We start from the raw sequence: 19,660 nt of genomic DNA on the forward strand, positions 1-19,660 counted from the left end.
TCAATTTAACCATTGCCGACGTTTTCGGCTTGCACCACTGGCAAAGATACCGCAGAGCAGCGCCAATAGCGCTACCCCGGCGCCAGTGACGAACCACTGTTGCTGATCGGTCAGCAGGCGCGGCAACGGGCTGGCCTGGGCTTCCTTGAGTTGCAGCTTCAGACGCTGGTTCTCTTGGCGCAACCGGGCGAGCTGGGCGCTTTCGCGTGTGTTGTCGGCATTTTGCAGTTGTTTGTTCAGTTCTTCGCGCTGCTGCTCGCTGGCCTTGAGGCGCTGCTGCAACTCGGTGATCTGGCTGCCGGCACTCAATGACAATGGCGTGGAACTGCCGCCTTCGGTGGTTTCCTCACCATGGGCGGGCGCCATGATCGATAACGTGACCAACATCAGACACAACGGACCCTTGCGCATCGCGACACCTGCTTCCAAATGGATATTGGGCAGGTTGTCGGCAGGCAAACGAGAATAATGAGCGATTGAGAACGCGATGAACCGAGAAGGTTCATCGCGTGGGGAAAGCGTTACGGCAGGACTTGCTTGAACGGCTTGACGAGCACATTGGCGTAGACGCCAGCGGCGATATACGGATCGGCATCGGCCCACGCTTGTGCAGCGCTCAGGGAATCGAATTCGGCGACGATCAGGCTGCCGGTGAAACCCGCTGCGCCCGGATCATTGCTGTCGACGGCCGGGTGCGGACCGGCCAATACGATGCGGCCTTCACCCTTGAGTACTTGCAGGCGTTCCAGGTGCGCAGGGCGCGCGGCCAGGCGAGCTTCCAGCGAGTTGGCGACGTCGGTGGCAATAATGGCGTAGAGCATGTCAGTCCTCGGTTTTTGGTGTTGTGGTGTCGGTGTCGTGCAGGTGACGGGACAGGTAAATGCCCTGTGCGACCAGGAACAGCACGGTCATGCCCAGGCTGCCGAACACCTTGAAATCGACCCAGTAACTCTGGAAGGTGAAGGCGACGAACAGGTTGGCCGCCCCGCAGAACAGGAAGAAGGCGATCCAGGCAATGTTCAGGCGCGTCCAGACCGGGTCCGGCAGGGTCAGCGCGTGGCCCATGATGCGTTTGATCAGCAGGCGGTCACCGATGAAGTGGCTACCGATGAAAGCGACAGCGAACAGCCAGTTGACCACCGGGGCTTTCCATTTCAGGAAGGTCTCGCTGTGGAAGGCCAGGGTCAGACTGCCAAAGACCAGGCAGGCGATCAGGGTCAGCCATTGGCTCTTTTCCAGCTTGCGCTGTTTGATGAACAACGCGCCGTAGACCACCAGTGAACTGATGATCAGCATCGCCGTGGCGCTGTAAATACCGCCTACAGTGACCTCATGGCCGGCAATGTCGACGACCCGGGGATCAAGTTTGTAGACGATGAAAAACAGCAGGAGCGGGATGAAATCGATGAATTGTTTCACAGTGAGAGCCAGAAGCTGGATGTGGCGGCATAATAACAAACATATGGGCGCGCGATAGCGCCGGCTGATTTGAGGTTACAACTCTCCGTGAATGTTGATTTGCACTGCCATAGCACGGCCTCCGATGGCGCCCTCGCGCCTGCGGTTCTGGTTGCGCGTGCGTTCGAGAACGGCGTGCGAGTCCTGGCGTTGACCGACCACGACACCCTCGAAGGCCTCGCCGAAGCGCGCGCGGCCGCCAACGAATTGGGCATGCAACTGGTCAACGGCGTCGAATTGTCCTGCACCTGGGGCGGGGCGACCATTCATGTGCTCGGCTACGGTTTCGACGTCAACGCCGCGCCGTTGGTCGAAGCGATCGCCAAATTGCACGATGGCCGCTGGCTGCGGTCGGAAGAAATAAGCCGCAAGCTCGCCCTCAAGGGCATGCCCGGCGCCCTCGATGGCGCGCGCAAGATCCAGCAGGAACTGGGCGACAGCGGCAATGCGCCGGCCCGTCCGCATTTCGCCGACTGGATGGTGCGTGAAGGTTTTGTAAAGGATCGTGCCGAGGCATTTCGCAAATGGCTCGGCGCCGGCAAGCTGGGCGACGTCAAACTGCACTGGCCGACGCTGGAAGACACCGTCGGCACCCTGCGCGCTGCCGGTGCCTGGGTCAGCCTGGCGCATCCGTGGCACTACGATTTCACCCGCAGCAAGCGCCGAAAGCTGATTGCCGACTATATTCAAGCGGGCGGGCATGCGATTGAAGTGGTCAATGGCCATCAGCCTGCGGAACAGGTGGGCAGCCTGGCGATCCTTGCCCGTGAGTTCGGTCTGCTGGTCAGCGCCGGCAGTGATTTTCATGGCCCTGGAGGTTGGTCCGAGATCGGCCAGTACCGACCGGTTCCCGAGGACCTACCACCCCTGTGGTGTCGGTTCAAACATGACACAGATATTGCCGCCGTCTGAACAGGTAGAGAATGTGAGTCAATTTTTCCAGATCCATCCGGAAAACCCGCAAGCGCGCCTGATCAAGCAGGCCGTCGAGATCATCCGCAAGGGCGGGGTGGTGATTTATCCCACTGACTCTTCCTACGCAATCGGTTGCCAGATGGGCGACAAGAACGCTGTGGAGCGCGTTCGGCGCTTGCGTCAGCTGGATGAGAAGCACAATTTCGCGCTGATCTGCAGTGACCTGTCGCAACTGGGCCTGTTCGCCAAGATCGATACCGGCACCTTCCGGATTCTCAAAGCGCATCTGCCGGGCCCTTACACCTTCATTCTCAACGCGACCCGTGAAGTACCGCGGCTGTTGCTGCATCCGAAAAAGCGCACCATCGGCCTGCGCGTGCCGAGCCATCCGATTGCCTTGGCGTTGCTCGCCGAACTTGGCGAGCCGCTGATGAGCGTGACTCTGATCATGCCCGGCGACGAAGATCCGCTGACCGATCCGTACGAAATGCGCCAGTTACTGGAACATCAAGTCGACTTGATCATCGACGGCGGCTTTGGCGGCATCAAGGCCTCCACCGTGATTGATCTGACCGGTGATGATCCGGAAGTGGTCCGCGTCGGTTGCGGCGACCCGGCGCCGTTCATGGTCGAGGCCTGAATGTCCGCAGTGGAAACCGTTGTCGATCCCCAGGCCGGCGCCCAGCAGGAACTGCCGTTTGCCATGGTCTATGGCCAGGCGGTCATGGAAATGCCGCTGGACCTGTACATCCCGCCGGATGCCCTGGAGGTTTTCCTTGAAGCCTTCGAAGGCCCGCTCGACCTGCTGCTGTACCTGATCCGTAAACAGAACATCAACATCCTCGACATCCCGGTGGCGGAAATCACCCGCCAGTACATGGGCTATGTCGAGTTGATGCAGTCGGTGCGCCTGGAGCTGGCCGCCGAGTACCTGGTGATGGCCGCGATGCTGGCCGAGATCAAATCGCGGATGCTGCTGCCGCGGGCCGAAACCGTCGAAGACGAAGAGGACGACCCGCGCGCCGAACTGATCCGCCGCCTGCAGGAATACGAACGCTTCAAGGCGGCCGCCGAAGGCATCGACGGCTTGAGCCGGGTCGGCCGCGATGTCATCGTACCCAAACTCGACGCCCCGCAAGCGCGGGCGCGCAAGTTGTTGCCCGATGTCGCGCTGGAAGAGATTTTGATGTGCATGGCCGAAGTCCTGCGCCGTGGCGATATGTTTGAAAGCCATCAGGTCAGCCGTGAGGCACTGTCGACCCGCGAGCGCATGAGTGATGTGCTGGAACGGCTCAAGGGCGGCGGTTTTGTGCCGTTCGTCGAGCTGTTTACCGCCGAAGAAGGGCGCCTCGGTGTGGTGGTGACCTTTATGGCGATCCTTGAACTGGTCAAGGAATCCTTGGTCGAGCTGGTGCAGAATGAGCCGTTCGCCGCGATCCACGTGCGAGCCCGAGCCGAATAACGAGTCGAAACATGAACCTGACTGAACCCCGCGAGCTGGCGCCCCTGCTTGAAGCCTTTCTGTTGGCCTCGGGAAAGCCGCAATCCCTTGAGCGCCTCTACGAACTCTTCGAAGAAGGCGAGCGGCCCGAACCGCCGGTCTTCAAGAAAGCCCTGGCGTTGTTGGCCAAGTCCTGCGATGGCCGCGCATTTGAACTCAAGGAGGTTTCTTCGGGCTATCGCCTGCAAATCCGCGAGAAGTTTTCGCCGTGGGTCGGCCGCTTGTGGGAAGAGCGCCCGCAGCGTTATTCCCGGGCCTTGCTGGAAACCATCGCGCTGATCGCCTACCGCCAGCCGATCACTCGGGGCGAAATCGAAGATGTGCGTGGCGTCGCAGTCAACAGCAACATCGTCAAGACGCTGATCGAGCGTGAGTGGATTCGCATCGTCGGTTACCGCGACGTGCCGGGCAAACCGGCGATGTTTGCCACCACCAAGGCGTTTCTCGATCACTTCAACCTGAAGAACCTCGAAGACTTGCCGCCGCTGGCCGAACTGCGCGAGATGGAAGCCGACCCGGTGCTCGACTTCGACGACGCCCCGGTGCCGCAGGGCTTGCAAGAACTGGCCGATGCCAGCGCCGAGCCGGAAGAGGAGAAGGAAGAAACCAGTTTCCATACCTTGCTGCTGGAACTGGACAGCATGGAGGAGGGGATCAAGACCGACTTCGACGATTTGCTGCGCGATGCTGCCGATGGTGAAACCCCGTCAATTGAGCCAGAAGCGCAAATCACCGAGCCGGTGATTGAAGTTGAACTCGAAGCCGAGCCGCAAGCCGAACCTGAAGAGGACGTGCTTGGCGTCGCCGAGGCGCGGGAAAAACTCCTTGCCGCTGTTGCTGCCCTCGAGCAATCAGCGCCAGAACCCGAGACTGAGTTGAGCGAAGAAGAAGCCGAAGCCCGCGCCCTGGCCGAAGCGATCGAAGCCGAGCGCCGCGAGTTCGAGGACTGACCCGCTTTCAAAAACACCGCGAAACCCCTGTGGGAGCGGGCTTGCTCGCGAAAGCGGTCTATCAGAAGCAAGTAAATTGACTGACACACCGCTTTCGCGAGCAAGCCCGCTCCCACATTTGGATCTATGTCCAGCCAGGAGATGCTGATGAGTTCCACCAAAGACCCCTGCATCAGCCTCTGCAAATTTTCCGACGACATCTGCCTCGGTTGCGGCCGCAGCAAGCGCGAAATCAAGGCTTGGAAGAAACTCGACAAGGACGACAAGCGCACGGTATTGGCCGAAGCCGCGTTGCGCTTGATCAAACTGGGCGGTGCCGGTCGGCGGAAAAAGAAATAACCTTGGCCTGATCGACTAGTCTCTGATGCGCGACGGCTCACATCCGCGTATGATTCGCGACCCTTCGTCGATCCCTTCGACTTAGTACCCAGATTTCAATGCTTCAGGCGTCCAGTTCGGAGCGCTTGAACAGACCACACCGGGAGGTGCCCAGATGAGCGACATCATTCAGAAAGACGACCAGGAAATCGGCCCAGCAGGCGAAAAACTGCAGAAAGTCCTCGCCCGTATCGGCGTCGGCTCGCGCCGTGACGTGGAGTCCTGGATCAGCCAGGGCCGGATCAAGGTCAATGGCAAAGACGCCACCCTTGGCCTGCGCGTCGACATGCACGACGCCATCACCATTGATGGCAAGGTGATCAAGCGTGAAGAGGCTGCCGAATCGGTACGCCGCGTGATCATGTACAACAAACCCGATGGCGAGATCTGCACCCGTGACGACCCGGAAGGCCGTCCGACCGTGTTCGACAAGCTGCCGCGTCCGAAAGAAGGCCGCTGGATCAACATCGGTCGTCTCGACATCAACACCACCGGTCTGCTGATGTTCACCACCGACGGTGAATTGGCCAACCGCCTGATGCACCCGTCCTACGAGATGGACCGTGAGTACGCCGTGCGCGTACGCGGTGAAGTCGATGACGAAATGATCGAGCGCCTGAAGGCTGGCGTGGTGCTGGAAGACGGCCCGGCCAAGTTCACCGACATCAAGCAGGCGCCGGGCGGCGAAGGCTTCAACCACTGGTATCACTGTGTGGTAATGGAAGGCCGTAACCGTGAGGTTCGTCGTCTGTGGGAATCGCAAGGTCTGGTGGTCAGCCGTCTGAAGCGCGTACGTTTCGGTCCGGTGTTCCTCAACTCCGACCTGCCGATGGGCCGCTGGCGCGAAATGAGCCAGTACGAAGTCGACATTCTCAGTGCTGAAGTGGGTCTGACGCCGGTTGCCATGCCGCAACTGAACGCCAAGAGCAAAGACAAGCTGGAACGCATGCAGCGCAAATCGTCGCGGCCGATGGCCAAGACCGAGCGCGTGCGTACGTTGCGTCCAGCCGCTGGTGCGCCAACCGGCCCGCGTCCAGGCCGTGAGCCGCAGATCGAAGGCGAGCGCCCAGGTCGCAAGCCTGTCGCTCGTGACGGCGAGCGCGCTCCGCGTCCGGCCAATGGTCGTACTGAGCGTGGCGAGCGTGGTGCTCCTGCCGGTCGCGGTACGCCAGTAGCGGATCGTCCGGCGGACACCACCAACAAGCGTCCGGCCAAGCCTGCGCCGAAGCGCCCAGGGATCAAACTGGTCGACGGTGACAAGCCGTCGGGCAAGCGTCGTGGTGCTCCGGCCGGTTCCGGTCAGCGTCCGGGCTTCGGTCGCAAGAAGCCTGAGTGATCGGCATTAGCGCCTGAATGAAAAACGCCAACCGCAGGGTTGGCGTTTTTTTTCGTCTGGCGGAGCTTATGGAGCGTCTGATTGGGCCTCTTCGCGAGCAGGCTCGCTCCCACATTGGCGTTGCGTCGAACATAAATCCCTGTGGGAGCGAGCCTGCTCGCGAAGGCGTCAGTCGCCTAAAACACAAACCGCCCATCAAACACCGGCTTGTCATCCAGCGCCAACACCCCGCCCGAGAAGATCAGGTCCAGGTGATGACTGCCCTTGGCGCCACCGCCAAGTCCCAGATGCAAACCACAGTGCCGTTCTTCGAATCCGGCATTGCGCGCATACAGTTCCTTCACGCCTTCGTTGGTGCCAATCCCCAACTCCTCAATCCGCCGGTTCGACGGGTTGGCATCCAGGTACTTGTTGAAATCGTGCTCCAGCCCCGGCACATCGGTGGCGATGCGGCTGATGGTCGAGTTTTCGATCCACAGTTCCAGCGGTGATTCCAGCACGCCGTATTTGCGCGCAAATGGAATGGTGCTGAGGAAGGTGCCCTTGAACTTCACATGGCCGTTGATTTCTTCGCTGTGCGTGGCGATTTCGCCGGGGGCCAGGTCGAAGTTGCCGACGCCGTTGATGTCGGTCCATTTCTTGATGCTGCTCAGCGGCGTTTCAAACCGCGAACCGTGTTCATCGGTAAAGCTCAGCGTCGTGGCTTGCGACATGCGCTGGATCAAATGGCTGTTCAGGCCCGCGATGCGTTGCGGGGTGACGCTGAAGGTGTCGTAGAAATAGTCGCCGTAATCCTTGAACAGCAGCGACTTCTTCCAGTTTTGCGCCATCACCGCTTGCAGGGCGCGGACAAACTCCGGGCCTTCGGGGCGTGGATTGGGCAGCGTGGAAGAGTCGTAGAAGAAAATGTACAGATCGCTGTCGGTAATCGCCGAAGTCAGCGCGGCAGTGCTTTCCAGATCCAGACGCCGGGCGCTGAACCGAAAGCGTGGATGTTCGCCGGCCTGTTCGGCGATGGCGCCGGTCAGGGCTTCGTATTCGGCGGTGTGGCCGAGCAATACCTTCGCCGAGTCGAGGCCGGCAAGGGCAGGGTGATGTTCGAGGTAGTAAAGGAAATGCGAGATCGCGCGTGGCTTATCCATGAGTCCTCCCTGACTGACCGAGAAAAAAAGCGGCGGGCATGACCGGCCGGATCATGCCCGCCCGGGATGTCTTACAGAGGCCACATCGCCGTGCCGAACGGTACGACCGCATCGGCTTGCATCATTTCCACGGCCGCTTCGTGAGTCGGTGCTTCAAACCATTCGTCCAGTTGCAGTTCGGTATCCAAGTCTTTTTCCAGTGCTTGCATGGTCGATCTCCTAGATGACGTTCACGGTTGTGACTGGCCGGTCGAAGTGGCCGGCAAGACGTGAAGAACCTAGTTCAGGGTTTTTTGTAATGCAAAAAATTATTTATTTAATTTTTAAATAGACTTTTTATTCTGTTTTTACGCTGCGGATTTCTTATTTAAAAACATAAAACTAGCTGGCTGATTTAGTTAGCAAGCTTGCTACCGTCAATTTGCAGACGTCTGACGGAAATTTCTCGATTGGAAATTTTACGTTACGCAGCGTAAGGAAATATTTACGAAAACTGCGGTAAAACCCCGTGAACGAGAGTCTGCGTCGACGCTGTAAGGAAAAGCTGCCGAAGCCCAGCTGCACGGGGGGCGCGCAAGGCTCTGGCGCGCTTGTTTCAGCGTCGCAGGAAGGGTGAGATGCGCCCCATGCCTGTCGTGCAGGTGCATAACAAGAAGGAGGCGCAATGAACGCCGTGATTGATCTCCACTTCTCATCGTGGGACGGTTTTCCCCTCGTCCACGTCGATGGCCTGCAAAGGCCTGACTCAAATTTTGCAGCCGCTCGGGTCTTCCGGGGCGGACACACGCAATCCCGGCAACCGACTCGCTGATCTGGCAGGGTCTGGCAGCAGGGGGTTAGCGGTGTACAATGCGCCGCGTTTTAACTGTGACCCTCTGCGTAATCGCGTAACACTCAAGGCCATCCGCCTTGTTCACTCCGCCGCGCCACAAGCGTGTCGGGTTCGATTTCGTCACAGATAAAAACAAACAGGTGACGCATGACCGTTGTAAATGAGCTGAACTCCTGGTGCCTGCGCTGGGGTTTGATCGGGGCTGCTTGAAATCGCAACCTTGCAGCAACGTCTACTGAACATCATCAAACCTTGCGTGAGACCTTTTTCATGAGTGGACAACCCTCGCAATCAGGCGAGCTTAAGCGCGGCCTGAAAAATCGCCACATTCAACTGATCGCCCTCGGTGGCGCGATCGGTACCGGATTGTTCCTCGGCTCGGCCGGGGTGCTGAAATCCGCTGGCCCGTCGATGATCCTTGGCTACGCCATCTGCGGCTTCATCGCCTTCATGATCATGCGCCAGTTGGGTGAAATGATCGTCGAAGAGCCGGTGGCCGGCTCCTTCAGCCATTTCGCGCACAAATACTGGGGCGGCTTTGCCGGGTTCCTGTCGGGCTGGAACTGCTGGATTCTGTACATTCTGGTAGGCATGTCCGAGCTGACCGCGGTCGGCAAATACATTCATTACTGGGCGCCGGATATCCCGACCTGGGTGTCCGCTGCCGGGTTCTTCGTGCTGATCAACCTGATCAACCTGGCCAACGTCAAAGTCTTCGGTGAAGCCGAATTCTGGTTCGCGATCATCAAGGTCGTGGCGATCGTCGGCATGATTGCTCTGGGCAGCTACCTGCTGGTCAGCGGCAACGGTGGCCCGCAAGCCTCGGTCAGCAACCTGTGGTCCCACGGTGGTTTCTTCCCCAACGGCGTCAGCGGTCTGGTGATGGCCATGGCGATCATCATGTTCTCGTTTGGCGGCCTGGAAATGCTCGGTTTTACCGCAGCCGAAGCCGACAAGCCGAAGACCGTGATCCCCAAAGCGATCAACCAGGTGATCTACCGGATCCTGATTTTCTACATCGGTGCACTGGTCATTCTGCTGTCGCTGACCCCTTGGGACAGCCTGCTGGAAACCCTCAATGCGTCTGGCGATTCCTACAGCGGCAGCCCGTTCGTGCAAGTGTTCTCGATGCTCGGCAGCAACACTGCTGCGCACATCCTCAACTTTGTCGTGCTGACTGCGGCGCTGTCGGTGTACAACAGCGGTACTTACTGCAACAGCCGCATGCTGTTGGGTATGGCCGAGCAGGGTGATGCGCCCAAAGGTCTGGCGAAGATCGACAAGCGCGGTGTGCCGGTGCGTTCGATTCTGGCTTCGGCGGCGGTGACGCTGGTGGCGGTGTTGCTGAACTATCTGATCCCGCAACATGCGCTGGAGTTGCTGATGTCGCTGGTAGTGGCGACCCTGGTGATCAACTGGGCGATGATCAGCTTCTCGCACTTCAAGTTCCGCCAGCACATGAACAAAACCAAGCAGACGCCGCTGTTCAAGGCGCTGTGGTATCCGTACGGCAACTACATCTGCCTGGCGTTCGTCGCGTTCATCCTTGGCGTGATGCTGCTGATCCCGGGCATCCAGATCTCGGTGTACGCGATTCCGGTGTGGGTGGTGTTCATGTGGGTCTGCTATGTGATCAAGAACAAACGCAGTGCGCAGCACGCTGTGCACGCGGCAGGCGTTGCCAAGTAAGGGTTGTCGCAGAAACACAAAACCCGGCCTGAGTGCCGGTTTTTTTTATGGGTACAAATGCTGTGAGTCGGGTGCTATTGATAGTCGGCGACAGGGTAGTCCCTGCACAAGGTTTCGACCTCTGAACGAAACTGCGCAAGGAGCAGGGGTTCCAGTGTGTAGTCCTGCTCGCCGAGCGGCGCCACCGTATTCAGAATCCGCACGATCAAATCGACGATCTGGCGGCTGCCGTGGACATCGACGCGGCGTTGCGCCAGAGCGCCCGTGCCGATGCGCAGCCCGCTGGTAACAAGTGCCGAGCGGTGATCGCCGGGGACACGATGTTTGCTGACGATGATCCCGCAGTGCCCCAGCGCCGCCTCCGCGATGGCGCCCGTAACGCCGCCACGCAGCCGAACCAGCACCGTGTGGTTTTCACTGCAGCCGCCGACCACCTCATAATCCTTGGCCTGAAACGCTTTGGCCATTTCATCCGCTGTACCGCGGATCTGCGCCATGCAGGCATCGAACTCTGCGGACATTGCATAACCCAGCGCGGCCGCCTTTGCCGCGATCATGTTGGCGGCGGGCGCACCCTGCATTCGCGGGTAAACGGCTTGCTCAAGCAGGCGACTGAAGGTGGTCCGCAAGCCGGGAATCTTGGTGTTCGCATCAGCACCGCTGAGGATCAGGCCGCCGCGAGGCCCGGCGAGTTGCTTGTGCGTGCACGTGACGGTGACGTGTGCGGCGTCGATCGGACTTGGATGGCGCGCGGTAGCGACAAGCCCGGCGATATGCGAAATATCGGCGAGCAGGATGGCGCCGGCTTCATCGGCAATTTCGCGAAACCGCTTGAAGTCCACCACGCGCGAATAGGCGGTGGCGCCGCAGAGGATGACGCGTGGGCGATGGGCGAGTGCGAGCAGGCGTACCTTGTCGTAATCGATCAGGCCGTCGGAGGTTGTGCCATACTGGATCGCCTTGTAGTAGGCGCCGGAAAACGCGGCAAGGCTGCCATGGGTCAGATGACCGCCGTGTTCCACCGCCATGCCCAGCAAGGTGTCGCCGGGCTCAAGCAAGGCCGTGAGTACCTGGTAAATGGCGTTCGACGCTGAGTGTGGCTGCACGTTGGCGTATTGCGCGCCGAACACTTCCCGCGCCCGGCGGATGGCCAGCGATTCGACCAGCTCGACGTTCTCGCACCCCGCGCTGTGGCGTTTGCCGGGCATGCCTTCAGCGGTCACGTTGACCAGCACGGAAGCGGAGGCCGCCAAGGTTCGCGGCTGGACTGCGCAGGAGGAGGAGACCAATGAAAGCGTGTGCTGTTGACGCGTGACTTCAGCGTCGAGAATGGCCGCCAGTTCGGCGTCTTCTGCGCGAAGATCTGCCAAGCCGCGTCGCAGCAAGTCAGCCTGGTTTTTGAGCGGTTCAGTAATGACTGCCATTGCTTGATTCCTTCCCTGGTGTTGCGTGATTTGCGCATGTCCTTGCTTGCCAGATCTGTACAGGCGAATCCGTGTTTTGACCGCTGTGCGCGCAAAACTAAACCCTGTACAGGCCCACCGTTTTTTCGTTCTTTCACTCGCGAGAATGAGACGCCGGATTGACGCATCATAGATTTTTCAGTGAGGAACGCCACAAAATTAAGCAGAAAAATGAACATTCTTCAAAGAAAATGATTCTTTTTGTAGTCGTTGCGGGTGTAAAACAGGCATTGCCCGGTGTCGCTTTTCAAGCGCCGGGTCGAAGGCAACAGGAGCTGACGAGTCGGTACGGAGGCTGAAATGCCCCCGCAGGTTGGCGCAAGCAGCCTGTGAAAGCTGACTTTTTATACCGAACCCAGGGAGGGAGAATGCTATGATCCTGCGCGGCACTGACAGGGATATAACTGCAATTTCCTACCTCACTTGTGTGTGTCCTGAATGATCATTCGGGGCGTGACAATGATTGCAGTTAAAAATGGATGATAAGCATGTGATGCACAGAAGAGAAAGATCGGAGAATCTGAAGAACAACATCAAATACCTGATAAAGAGTCGCGGGGAAACGCAGTTGTCCCTGTGCCACTCCAGTGGTCTGACCCGAACGACCATCTACAACATCCTTGAAGGCAAGGTGGTCAATGTCCAGCAGTCGACCGTCCGCAAGATTTCTGATTTCTTCGGGGTGTCTTACGAAGAAATAGAGACGATTGATTTTGAAGAAAAAGAAATCATTGAAAGCAGTATTTCGCCACAGGGGAATATGAATCCGGCGGCGGTGCCTGTCATCAAGGAAAGTCTGCTGCTGCAAAGTCTGGATAAAAGAATTGGCGAGTTGGCCACTATTTACCCACTGACTTACTATTTTGGCGCGTCCTTTAACCTGATTGGCGTGCTTCTGGAACATGAAATCAGCGGCATGAATGAACCCGGCGATCTATTGATTGTGCAGAAAGGAGCATCGACCAGCGACAGGGAAAAGCTGGTGTATGACAAAATCACAGCGAAGTTATCTATAAGCCATGAAGGCAGCTTTGATACGGATCGTGTATGCGTGATCGGAGATGTAATCGAGGAACGATTTAATGGATTGCAGTGTTGACGTTGAAAACAGCAAGTACAAGTTGCTGGGGTTCGAAAATGGAAAAAGCCTGGCCGTCATCATGGTCATCGCGACAGGCAAAATAATTAAAATAAAGCTAAGTGAAGTATTGAATAGTGAGATTATGGATAATCTGAATAAAATCGAAGTGAAAAACCTCTACAAGAAGTTTTACTCCCAGGGCGGAGCACTCACCGCTTACGAAATAAATGACCGGCATGAGAGTTCCTGGATGATCTATATCATTCTGAACCTGATGCTGTTCACGCTTTACATTTTTACCAGTATTGCTGCGACAAAGCCGATCTACCTGGATTACTTTGACATTGTCGTGACCCCGGGAACCTTTCTTTACCCGCTGACCTTTCTGATCGTTGACTTGTTGAACGAGACCTTTGGTCTGCGGCTGGCACGCCGGGCAATTCTCTTTGCGTTCATCAGCAATGCGGCGATTATCATTCTATTGGCGATTACCACCCATTTGCCGGGGCTGCCGGGGTGGAAGCTCGATGGGCCTTACAATGACGTGATCAGTCAATTGTCTTCTGTTCTGGTAGCGTCTTCGATATCGTTTCTGGTGTCCGAAAACATAAACTCGTATCTGTTGTGCAAGATCAAGGAGCTGACCAACTCCAGATTCCTGTTCTTGCGCGTATTCTTGAGTACATTGTTTGCAGTAATCATCGACAGCTTTCTGTTCTGTTACATCGCATTCTATGGAACGATGGAGAATAGTGCGATCTTGAGCATGATCTATGTGCAGATCGCGATCAAAGTGGGTTTTGCTTTCTTTAATATCATGCCCGCTTATGGGGCGCGGTCGCTGTTCAAGAAGTATCTGACGGGAAACCAGGTTTGATCGAATAGCAGAAACGCTCGCCTGGATGGTCCAGGCGAGCGTTTTTTTTGTGCCTTATTTTAGTTTGAGTTTCAATTTCAAACTGTTGGCTACCTGCTCTTTGTTCTCCAGGAACTCGTTGAGGCCTTTCGCGCGAAGATTGCACGCGTCACAGTCGCCGCATCCGCTTCCAGCTATACCGTTGTAACAGGTCAGCGTCTGATGACGAATCAGCTCAAGTTGATTGTGGTAATCAGCCAGCGCCCAGGTTTCGGCTTTGTTCAGCCACATCAGTGGCGTTTCCAGACGTAACTTGTAATCCATGCCCAGTTCAAGCGCGTTGTTCAACGCCTTGACGAACTCATCCCGGCAATCCGGGTAACCCGAGAAGTCGGTTTCGCAAACGCCGGTAATGACTGTTCTGGCTTGAACCTGATACGCATAGATAGAAGCGAGGGTCAAAAATAGAATGTTTCTTCCCGGTACGAAAGTGCTGGGCAGACTTTCTCCGGAGCTGTTGACGGTCGGCACGGGAATGTTGTCGCGGGTCAGGCTGCTGATCGCCAGTTCATTGAGCAGAGAGACGTCCATTACCTTGTGAACGGTCACGCCAAGCTGTTTGCAAAGTTGCTGCGCAACTTCAATTTCCGCGTGGTGACGCTGACCATAATCAAAGGTGATGCAGTGCACTTCATCATAGTGGGTCAGCGCATGGATCAGGCAGGTCGTAGAGTCCTGGCCGCCACTGAAAACGATAACTGCCTTGTTGCTCATAAGTCTGCTTCCTGCATTAAACGGGTAAATTTAAAGGTCGCAATGGTAACTCGAAATGACGCTCGATATAAGTGCGCTAGAAGTTGCGCCCGCAGGCCGCAGGCCGCAGGTCGCGTTGCAGCTAATCGCGGTATCCTGTGCGCTCTGAATACGGACGCTTTTCCATGCTGGTGATTTCCAACAATGTGCATCTGCCGGATGCCGAGATCGAATTGACGGCCATTCGCGCGCAAGGCGCCGGTGGGCAGAACGTCAACAAAGTCTCCAGCGCCATGCACCTGCGCTTCGACATTCCGGCCTCGTCCTTGCCCGAGTTCTACAAGGAGCGGCTACTGGCGTTACGCGACAGTCGTATCACCGGCGACGGTGTGTTGATCATCAAGGCTCAGCAATATCGCACGCAGGAAGCCAATCGCGCCGATGCGCTGGAGCGTCTGGTCGAGTTGATCCTCAGTGCCACCAAAGTCGAAAAAAAACGCCGTCCGACCAAGCCGACTCTCGGTTCGAAGAAGCGCCGGCTCGAATCGAAAACCAAGCGCGGCAGCATCAAGGCCGGGCGTGGCAAGGTGGATTTCTAGTCTTCGCGATATTTCGCCGTGTGCTTGTACAGATACACGCTCAACGCCAGACCGCTCAATGAGGCGAGGGCGGCGAACAGGAAGATCGAAGCGAAACCGAATCCTGCCGCAATTGCCCCGGCCAGTGGCCCGGTGATCCCCAGCGACAAATCGATGAACAGCGAATAAGCGCCGACTGCCGCACCACGACTGGAGGCTGGCACCAGGTTCACCGCTTCCACACCCAGCGCCGGGAATACCAGCGAGAAACCAAAACCGCTCAATGCCGCGCCGGCCAAAGCCCAATGCGCATCGGGCGCTAGCCACAACAGCAACAGGCCGAGGGTTTCCACCGACAGGCAGGCAATCGCCACGCGAAAGCCGCCGAGACGGTTGATCAGGTTGCCAAACAGCAGTCGCGCGCCAATGAAACTGGCGCCGAACAGGCTCAGGCACAACACCGCGTTGTCCCAATGTTGAGTCGCGTAATAGAGGGTGATGAAGGTGGCGATGGTGCCGAAGCCGATCGAGCCCAGCGCCAGTCCGCAGCCATGGGGGAACACGCGGCCCAACACATGCATGAACGGCAGGCGTTCACCGACAACAATCGGCGCAGCGGTTTTCGGCCACGCGAGCAGCAGGCCCAGTGCGGCGAGCAGGATGATGCTGACGCCCATGCTCCACAAACCCAACTGGCCGACCAGCCACACGCCGAACGGTGCGCCGACGGCCAATGCGCCGTAACTGGCGATGCCGTTCCAGGAAATCACTTTCGCGGTATTCGCTGCGCCAACCCGGCCGATGCCCCAGCCAATCGAGCCTGAACCGACGAGGCTTTCCGCGCTGCCCAGCACCAGTCGGCCGATCAACAGGCTGATCAGGCTGAGCATCGGCAGGTTCGGCGTCCATGCCGAAATCAGCATGAACACGCCGCTCAAGCCACAACCGGCCAAGCCAATCATCACTGCACGTTTGCTGCCCTGGTTGTCGATGATCTTGCCGGCGTACGGACGGCTGAGCAGGGTGGCGAGGTATTGCACGCTGATTACCAGCCCGGCGATCACCGCACCGAAGCCCAGGTCGCTGTGGACATAGCCCGGCAGTACCGCGAGCGGGATGCCGATGTTCAGGTAGCCGATGAAGGTGAAGAGAACGATGGAAACGACTTGTAGCGTGACCGCCAAGGGGCGCTGGGGTTCGGATGAGGACGACATGGGGAACGATCCACGGGAAAGCAGGATTAGATAGGCTGCTTATGATACCGGCGAGATCGGGTCAGGGGCGGGGAAAAGTAAAACTATTTAGCGGATGGCGGATTTACGGTTTGGCCGGGGCGACCAATTGCGTGGTGACCAGTGCGGCGAGGGCATTTTCCTCGCTGCCGAAACGGGCGAGCAGGGCGGCTTGTTTCTCCGGGGAGAGACGACTCCAGATCTCGATCATTTTCTCAGTGGCGCCGATCAGCACGGCAGCTTGGCTTTCGGAGAATTCGTCGGTCATGGCGGGCTCGGGTTCAGGCAGTGTGGAAAGCGCATGTTAGCGCTTTCCACACGGTCTGTACGGCGGTTCTTACTCTTCGTTGTCGGCCGGGCGGCTCTCAACGGCTTCTTTCGGTTCGGGCTGCCCCGCGCCGGCTTGTTGCGTGGTCGTCTGCTCAGGTACGTGCAGGCTTGGGAAGGGGAGATTAGGAATCTCGTGCATGGTTGCGCTCCTCGCTAAGTCTGTTGATAGATCTGGTAGATCCGCGCTTTTAGAAAGCCTGCGCAGGATACAGCAGGAAAAATGACAATCAGACTTTTAATTCGAATTATTGCGACAAATGGCCGCAGGGAGCAGAAACAAAAGGTCAGCGCAAAACAAATGTGGGAGCGGGGATGCTCACGAAAGCGATGTATCAGGCAACTTGATTGTCGACTGACACTGCGCCTTCGCGAGCAAGCCCGCTCCCACAGGGTGGTGTGTTGCAGTAACTATTTGCAGACGCTGGCGATGGCGTCGGCCAGCAGCGCAAGGCGCGTAGCGTCGATGCCGGCAACGTTGGCCCGTCCCGAACTGACCATGTACACGCTGTGATGCTCACGCAGTTGTTTCACTTGCTCCGGCGACAGCCCGGTGTAAGAGAACATGCCGCGTTGCACGCCAATGTGCGCAAAGCGTTCGCGCAAGCCGTGCGGTTCCAGTGCTTCGACCAAGCCACTGCGCAACTGCGCAATACGCAAACGCATGGCTTCCACTTCGTCCGCCCAGCGGGCTTTCAAATCTGGATCGGCGAGGATGGTGGCGACTACCGCGGCGCCGTGATCCGGTGGCGTCGACCACAAGTTGCGGGCGATGTTGGCCAGTTGGCTGCGGATGTCGATGAGCTTGTCGGCGGTTTTCGCGCAGACGATCAGTGCACCGGTGCGGTCGCGATACAGGCCGAAGTTCTTCGAGCAAGAACTGGTGATCAGCAGCTCCGGTACCTCGGCGGCGAACAGTCGGGTCGACCACGCGTCCTGCTCCAGACCATCGCCAAAACCCTGATAGGCGAAGTCGATCAGCGGCAGCAGGTTGCGGTTGCGCACAACCTCCAGCACACGCCGCCAGTCGTCGTGACTCAGGTCGAAACCGGTCGGGTTGTGGCAGCACGCATGCAGCAGCACCACATCGCCTTTGGGCACGTCATTGAGCACGGCGAGCATGGCGTCGACGTCGAGGCGGTTGTCGCTGCCCACGTAAGGGTAGTGACTGACCTTGACCCCGGCCGTGGCGAAAATGGTTTCGTGGATCGGCCAGGTCGGGTTGCTCAGCCACACGCCCTTGCCGGGCAGGCACTGCGCGATGAAGTCAGCCGCCAGACGCAGGGCACCGGTGCCGCCCGGCGTCTGGGTCGCGCCGGCACGTTGTTCGGCGATCAACTTCGAGTCGGAGCCAAGCACCAACTCATTGATGACTTTGCCGAACAGCGGATTGCCGTGACCACCGATGTAGGTCTTGGTGTCCTGGCTTTCGACCAGTCGCGCCTCGGCGATTTTCACCGCCTCGGGGATCGGTGTCAGGCCTTGGGCATCCTTGTAGACGCCAACGCCGAGGTCGAATTTGCGCGGATTGCTGTCCTGCGCATACGCCTCCATCAAACCGAGGATCGGGTCGCCGGGTACCCGGCCGATGGCGTCGAAGTGCATTACTTGCGTCCTTCTGCGGTCTTGGCCACTTCGTCAGTGCGCGCGGCCATGATGAAGTCGTTGCGGTGCAGGCCCTTGATCGAGTGGCTCCACCAGGTCACGGTGACTTTGCCCCACTCGGTCAGCAGGCCCGGGTGGTGACCTTCGGCCTCGGAGATGTCGCCGACGGCGTTGGTGAAGGCCAGCGCATGCTTGAAGTTCTTGAACAGGAAAACTTTCTCCAGCTGCATGATGCTGTCGCGTACTTCGATGTTCCAGTCAGGGATCTGCTTGATCAGGATCGGCAGTTCTTCGTCGCTGACTTGTGGCGCATCGGCGCGGCAGGCTTCGCAGTGGGCTTGGTTCAATGTGGACATGGTGGTTTCCTGAATTCGATTCTTGTTGGAAATTACTATCTTTGCACGCAAGTCGCGAGCGGGTTCTGCTCAGGCCGCTTTCGGCTTTGGCGGAAATTTCGGCGCATGCAGACCCAGCTGCATGCCTTGTCTGACCATGGCCATGATGTCTTCATGGGCCACGTCGAACAGGCGCTTGAGGTTCGGCAGGACAAAGTACAGCGGTTGCAGGATGTCGATGCGGTAAGGCGTGCGCATGGCTTCCAGCGGATCGAAGAGCTGATGCTCAGGCTCGTCCGACAGCGAATAAACAGTTTCTTTCGGCGAGGACAGGATGCCGCCGCCGTAGATGCGTTTGCCTTGTGGGGTGTCGACCAGGCCGAACTCGATGGTCATCCAGTACAGGCGCGCCAGGTACACGCGCTCTTCTTTGGTGGCCTGCAGGCCGAGCTTGCCGTAGGTGTGGGTGAATTCAGCGAACCACGGGTTGGTCAGCAGCGGGCAGTGACCAAAGATCTCGTGGAAAATGTCCGGCTCTTGCAGGTAGTCCAGCTCTTCGCGGGTGCGAATGAAAGTGGCCACCGGAAATTGCTTGCTGGCGAGCAATTCGAAGAAGGTCTGGAAGGGGATCAGCGCCGGGACACGGGCGACCTGCCAACCGGTGGTCTCGCCGAGCACCTTGTTGATCTCGCCCAGTTGCGGAATGCGGTCGTGGGGCAGACCGAGTTTTTCGATACCGTCCAGGTATTCCTGGCACGCACGACCTTCGATCACTTTCAACTGGCGAGTGATCAGCGTGTTCCACACCGCGTGTTCTTCGGCGGGGTAGTCGATAAAACCTTGCGCATCGGGCTCGCGGGCCACGTATTGCGTCTGCTTCATACTGCTCTCCTGCTAGGGGAATTCGTTCTTGTTATGTCCAGCGATGGGGTCAGGATTACCCGAGAGTGGGAGGGTGTGCAGTAGGTTGGATCGCGACCGCGTAGGAAATTTCCGTGGAATTCGTAAAGTAATCGTTACGGTTTGGCTGATATCACGCGTTTGTGGTGATTTGCAGGTTTGAAAAGGGCTGTGGCTGTCACATAATCTTGACAACTATCTGCGCGCCTCGACAGAAAAGTCTGGCGCTAAGCCCTGTGGGAGCGAGCCTGCTCGCGAAGGCGATCTGTCTGGCACATCAATGCTGAAGTGCCACCGCCTTCGCGAGCAGGCTCGCTCCCACAGGGATT

The 19,660-nt window shown here is 58.1% G+C and carries 23 protein-coding genes; 10 read left to right on the forward strand and 13 right to left on the reverse strand.

The annotated features are described in order from the left end of the window. The 3 genes from CKW18_RS05360 to CKW18_RS05370 form a co-directional block, all read right to left on the reverse strand. Complete coding sequence (locus CKW18_RS05360) at positions 1 to 411, reverse strand: translation initiation factor 2 (RefSeq protein WP_034153246.1); 411 nt, start codon at positions 409 to 411, stop codon at positions 1 to 3. 110 nt (positions 412 to 521) lie between these two features. Continuing rightward, entirely contained in the window at positions 522 to 821 is a 300-nt protein-coding gene (locus tag CKW18_RS05365) for a YciI family protein (RefSeq protein ID WP_007984134.1), read from the reverse strand. Between the two features lies 1 nt (position 822). Continuing rightward, positions 823 to 1,419: a septation protein A gene (locus tag CKW18_RS05370; protein ID WP_095187816.1), complete on the reverse strand. Its 597-nt coding sequence runs from the start codon at positions 1,417 to 1,419 to the stop codon at positions 823 to 825. Between the two features lie 87 nt (positions 1,420 to 1,506). Here CKW18_RS05370 and CKW18_RS05375 point away from each other — a divergent pair, with 87 nt between their 5' ends. The 6 genes from CKW18_RS05375 (at position 1,507) to rluB (ending at position 6,538) form a co-directional block, all read left to right on the forward strand. Then, a complete protein-coding gene (locus tag CKW18_RS05375) occupies positions 1,507 to 2,370 on the forward strand; it encodes a PHP domain-containing protein (RefSeq protein ID WP_095187817.1) in 864 nt (287 codons plus the stop codon). A 13-nt stretch (positions 2,371 to 2,383) separates the two neighbouring features. Then, a complete protein-coding gene (locus CKW18_RS05380; protein ID WP_095187818.1) occupies positions 2,384 to 3,013 on the forward strand; it encodes an L-threonylcarbamoyladenylate synthase in 630 nt (209 codons plus the stop codon). Positions 3,014 to 3,136: 123 nt separating this feature from the next. Then, entirely contained in the window at positions 3,137 to 3,835 is a 699-nt protein-coding gene (locus CKW18_RS05385) for a ScpA family protein (protein ID WP_170947221.1), read from the forward strand. An 11-nt stretch (positions 3,836 to 3,846) separates the two neighbouring features. Then, positions 3,847 to 4,824 (forward strand): SMC-Scp complex subunit ScpB, encoded by a 978-nt coding sequence (gene scpB, locus CKW18_RS05390; RefSeq protein WP_095187820.1) that lies wholly within the window; start codon positions 3,847 to 3,849, stop codon positions 4,822 to 4,824. A 147-nt stretch (positions 4,825 to 4,971) separates the two neighbouring features. After that, positions 4,972 to 5,163 (forward strand): DUF1289 domain-containing protein, encoded by a 192-nt coding sequence (locus CKW18_RS05395; RefSeq protein WP_016771121.1) that lies wholly within the window; start codon positions 4,972 to 4,974, stop codon positions 5,161 to 5,163. 154 nt (positions 5,164 to 5,317) lie between these two features. Further along, complete coding sequence (rluB, locus tag CKW18_RS05400) at positions 5,318 to 6,538, forward strand: 23S rRNA pseudouridine(2605) synthase RluB (protein ID WP_095187821.1); 1,221 nt, start codon at positions 5,318 to 5,320, stop codon at positions 6,536 to 6,538. Positions 6,539 to 6,714: 176 nt separating this feature from the next. Here rluB and CKW18_RS05405 read toward each other — a convergent pair whose 3' ends face one another. Then, a complete protein-coding gene (locus CKW18_RS05405) occupies positions 6,715 to 7,680 on the reverse strand; it encodes a leucyl aminopeptidase (protein WP_095187822.1) in 966 nt (321 codons plus the stop codon). Between the two features lie 71 nt (positions 7,681 to 7,751). After that, on the reverse strand, positions 7,752 to 7,889 hold the full coding sequence (locus tag CKW18_RS30515; RefSeq protein ID WP_003222780.1) for a hypothetical protein: 138 nt from the start codon (positions 7,887 to 7,889) through the stop codon (positions 7,752 to 7,754). Between the two features lie 893 nt (positions 7,890 to 8,782). On the opposite strand from CKW18_RS30515, the gene CKW18_RS05410 reads away from it, so the two are divergent. Then, positions 8,783 to 10,201, forward strand: a complete 1,419-nt coding sequence (locus tag CKW18_RS05410) for an amino acid permease (protein WP_095187823.1) — start codon at positions 8,783 to 8,785, stop codon at positions 10,199 to 10,201. 74 nt (positions 10,202 to 10,275) lie between these two features. On the opposite strand, the gene glyA is transcribed toward CKW18_RS05410, so the two are convergent. Then, the gene (glyA, locus tag CKW18_RS05415; RefSeq protein WP_095187824.1) at positions 10,276 to 11,625 is read right to left on the reverse strand and encodes a serine hydroxymethyltransferase; all 1,350 of its coding nucleotides are present in this window, start codon (positions 11,623 to 11,625) and stop codon (positions 10,276 to 10,278) included. Positions 11,626 to 12,157: 532 nt separating this feature from the next. On the opposite strand from glyA, the gene CKW18_RS05420 reads away from it, so the two are divergent. After that, complete coding sequence (locus tag CKW18_RS05420; protein ID WP_095187842.1) at positions 12,158 to 12,763, forward strand: helix-turn-helix transcriptional regulator; 606 nt, start codon at positions 12,158 to 12,160, stop codon at positions 12,761 to 12,763. Beyond that, positions 12,747 to 13,622 carry a queuosine precursor transporter gene (locus CKW18_RS05425; RefSeq protein ID WP_095187825.1) on the forward strand — a complete coding sequence of 292 codons (876 nt, stop codon included), beginning with the start codon at positions 12,747 to 12,749 and terminating at the stop codon, positions 13,620 to 13,622. Before CKW18_RS05420 ends, CKW18_RS05425 begins: the two co-directional genes overlap by 17 nt. 54 nt (positions 13,623 to 13,676) lie before the next feature. Here the strand turns inward: CKW18_RS05425 and queC are convergent, their stop codons facing one another. Continuing rightward, positions 13,677 to 14,375, reverse strand: coding sequence for a 7-cyano-7-deazaguanine synthase QueC (gene queC, locus CKW18_RS05430; protein ID WP_095187826.1), 699 nt, complete (start codon positions 14,373 to 14,375; stop codon positions 13,677 to 13,679). Positions 14,376 to 14,539: 164 nt separating this feature from the next. Here queC and arfB point away from each other — a divergent pair, with 164 nt between their 5' ends. Continuing rightward, positions 14,540 to 14,953 (forward strand): alternative ribosome rescue aminoacyl-tRNA hydrolase ArfB, encoded by a 414-nt coding sequence (gene arfB / locus CKW18_RS05435; protein ID WP_095187827.1) that lies wholly within the window; start codon positions 14,540 to 14,542, stop codon positions 14,951 to 14,953. Here arfB and CKW18_RS05440 read toward each other — a convergent pair. The 6 genes from CKW18_RS05440 to phhA all read right to left on the reverse strand — a co-directional run bounded on the left by CKW18_RS05440 (position 14,950) and on the right by phhA (position 19,313). Beyond that, positions 14,950 to 16,146: an MFS transporter gene (locus CKW18_RS05440; RefSeq protein WP_095187828.1), complete on the reverse strand. Its 1,197-nt coding sequence runs from the start codon at positions 16,144 to 16,146 to the stop codon at positions 14,950 to 14,952. The genes arfB and CKW18_RS05440 overlap by 4 nt on opposite strands. 103 nt (positions 16,147 to 16,249) lie before the next feature. After that, positions 16,250 to 16,432, reverse strand: coding sequence for a hypothetical protein (locus CKW18_RS05445; protein WP_042558181.1), 183 nt, complete (start codon positions 16,430 to 16,432; stop codon positions 16,250 to 16,252). Between the two features lie 69 nt (positions 16,433 to 16,501). Further along, positions 16,502 to 16,633 carry a hypothetical protein gene (locus CKW18_RS30905; RefSeq protein WP_016987951.1) on the reverse strand — a complete coding sequence of 44 codons (132 nt, stop codon included), beginning with the start codon at positions 16,631 to 16,633 and terminating at the stop codon, positions 16,502 to 16,504. Between the two features lie 269 nt (positions 16,634 to 16,902). Next, the gene (locus tag CKW18_RS05450; RefSeq protein WP_095187829.1) at positions 16,903 to 18,096 is read right to left on the reverse strand and encodes an amino acid aminotransferase; all 1,194 of its coding nucleotides are present in this window, start codon (positions 18,094 to 18,096) and stop codon (positions 16,903 to 16,905) included. Then, positions 18,096 to 18,452 carry a 4a-hydroxytetrahydrobiopterin dehydratase gene (locus CKW18_RS05455; RefSeq protein WP_095187830.1) on the reverse strand — a complete coding sequence of 119 codons (357 nt, stop codon included), beginning with the start codon at positions 18,450 to 18,452 and terminating at the stop codon, positions 18,096 to 18,098. The genes CKW18_RS05450 and CKW18_RS05455 overlap by 1 nt, the downstream gene beginning before the upstream one ends. Before the next feature lie 69 nt (positions 18,453 to 18,521). After that, positions 18,522 to 19,313, reverse strand: a complete 792-nt coding sequence (phhA, locus tag CKW18_RS05460; protein WP_095187831.1) for a phenylalanine 4-monooxygenase — start codon at positions 19,311 to 19,313, stop codon at positions 18,522 to 18,524. Between the last annotated feature and the right edge of the window lie 347 nt (positions 19,314 to 19,660).

The sequence above is a fragment of the Pseudomonas sp. Irchel 3E19 genome (genome assembly GCF_900187585.1).
GTDB lineage: Bacteria > Pseudomonadota > Gammaproteobacteria > Pseudomonadales > Pseudomonadaceae > Aquipseudomonas > Aquipseudomonas baetica.

Bases quoted from the DNA above. Each gene is read 5' to 3' on its own strand.
- rluB (WP_095187821.1), top strand. From the start codon at position 5,318: ATGAGCGACATCATTCAGAAAGACGACCAGGAAATCGGCCCAGCAGGC.
- CKW18_RS30515 (WP_003222780.1), bottom strand. From the start codon at position 7,889: ATGCAAGCACTGGAAAAAGACTTGGATACCGAACTGCAACTGGACGAA.
- CKW18_RS05440 (WP_095187828.1), bottom strand. From the start codon at position 16,146: ATGTCGTCCTCATCCGAACCCCAGCGCCCCTTGGCGGTCACGCTACAA.
- CKW18_RS05455 (WP_095187830.1), bottom strand. From the start codon at position 18,452: ATGTCCACATTGAACCAAGCCCACTGCGAAGCCTGCCGCGCCGATGCG.
- CKW18_RS05395 (WP_016771121.1), top strand. From the start codon at position 4,972: ATGAGTTCCACCAAAGACCCCTGCATCAGCCTCTGCAAATTTTCCGAC.
- CKW18_RS05360 (WP_034153246.1), bottom strand. From the start codon at position 411: ATGCGCAAGGGTCCGTTGTGTCTGATGTTGGTCACGTTATCGATCATG.
- CKW18_RS05450 (WP_095187829.1), bottom strand. From the start codon at position 18,096: ATGCACTTCGACGCCATCGGCCGGGTACCCGGCGACCCGATCCTCGGT.
- CKW18_RS05405 (WP_095187822.1), bottom strand. From the start codon at position 7,680: ATGGATAAGCCACGCGCGATCTCGCATTTCCTTTACTACCTCGAACAT.
- glyA (WP_095187824.1), bottom strand. From the start codon at position 11,625: ATGGCAGTCATTACTGAACCGCTCAAAAACCAGGCTGACTTGCTGCGA.
- CKW18_RS05410 (WP_095187823.1), top strand. From the start codon at position 8,783: ATGAGTGGACAACCCTCGCAATCAGGCGAGCTTAAGCGCGGCCTGAAA.
- scpB (WP_095187820.1), top strand. From the start codon at position 3,847: ATGAACCTGACTGAACCCCGCGAGCTGGCGCCCCTGCTTGAAGCCTTT.
- CKW18_RS30905 (WP_016987951.1), bottom strand. From the start codon at position 16,633: ATGCACGAGATTCCTAATCTCCCCTTCCCAAGCCTGCACGTACCTGAG.
- CKW18_RS05425 (WP_095187825.1), top strand. From the start codon at position 12,747: ATGGATTGCAGTGTTGACGTTGAAAACAGCAAGTACAAGTTGCTGGGG.
- CKW18_RS05445 (WP_042558181.1), bottom strand. From the start codon at position 16,432: ATGACCGACGAATTCTCCGAAAGCCAAGCTGCCGTGCTGATCGGCGCC.
- phhA (WP_095187831.1), bottom strand. From the start codon at position 19,313: ATGAAGCAGACGCAATACGTGGCCCGCGAGCCCGATGCGCAAGGTTTT.
- CKW18_RS05420 (WP_095187842.1), top strand. From the start codon at position 12,158: ATGCACAGAAGAGAAAGATCGGAGAATCTGAAGAACAACATCAAATAC.
- queC (WP_095187826.1), bottom strand. From the start codon at position 14,375: ATGAGCAACAAGGCAGTTATCGTTTTCAGTGGCGGCCAGGACTCTACG.
- CKW18_RS05365 (WP_007984134.1), bottom strand. From the start codon at position 821: ATGCTCTACGCCATTATTGCCACCGACGTCGCCAACTCGCTGGAAGCT.
- arfB (WP_095187827.1), top strand. From the start codon at position 14,540: ATGCTGGTGATTTCCAACAATGTGCATCTGCCGGATGCCGAGATCGAA.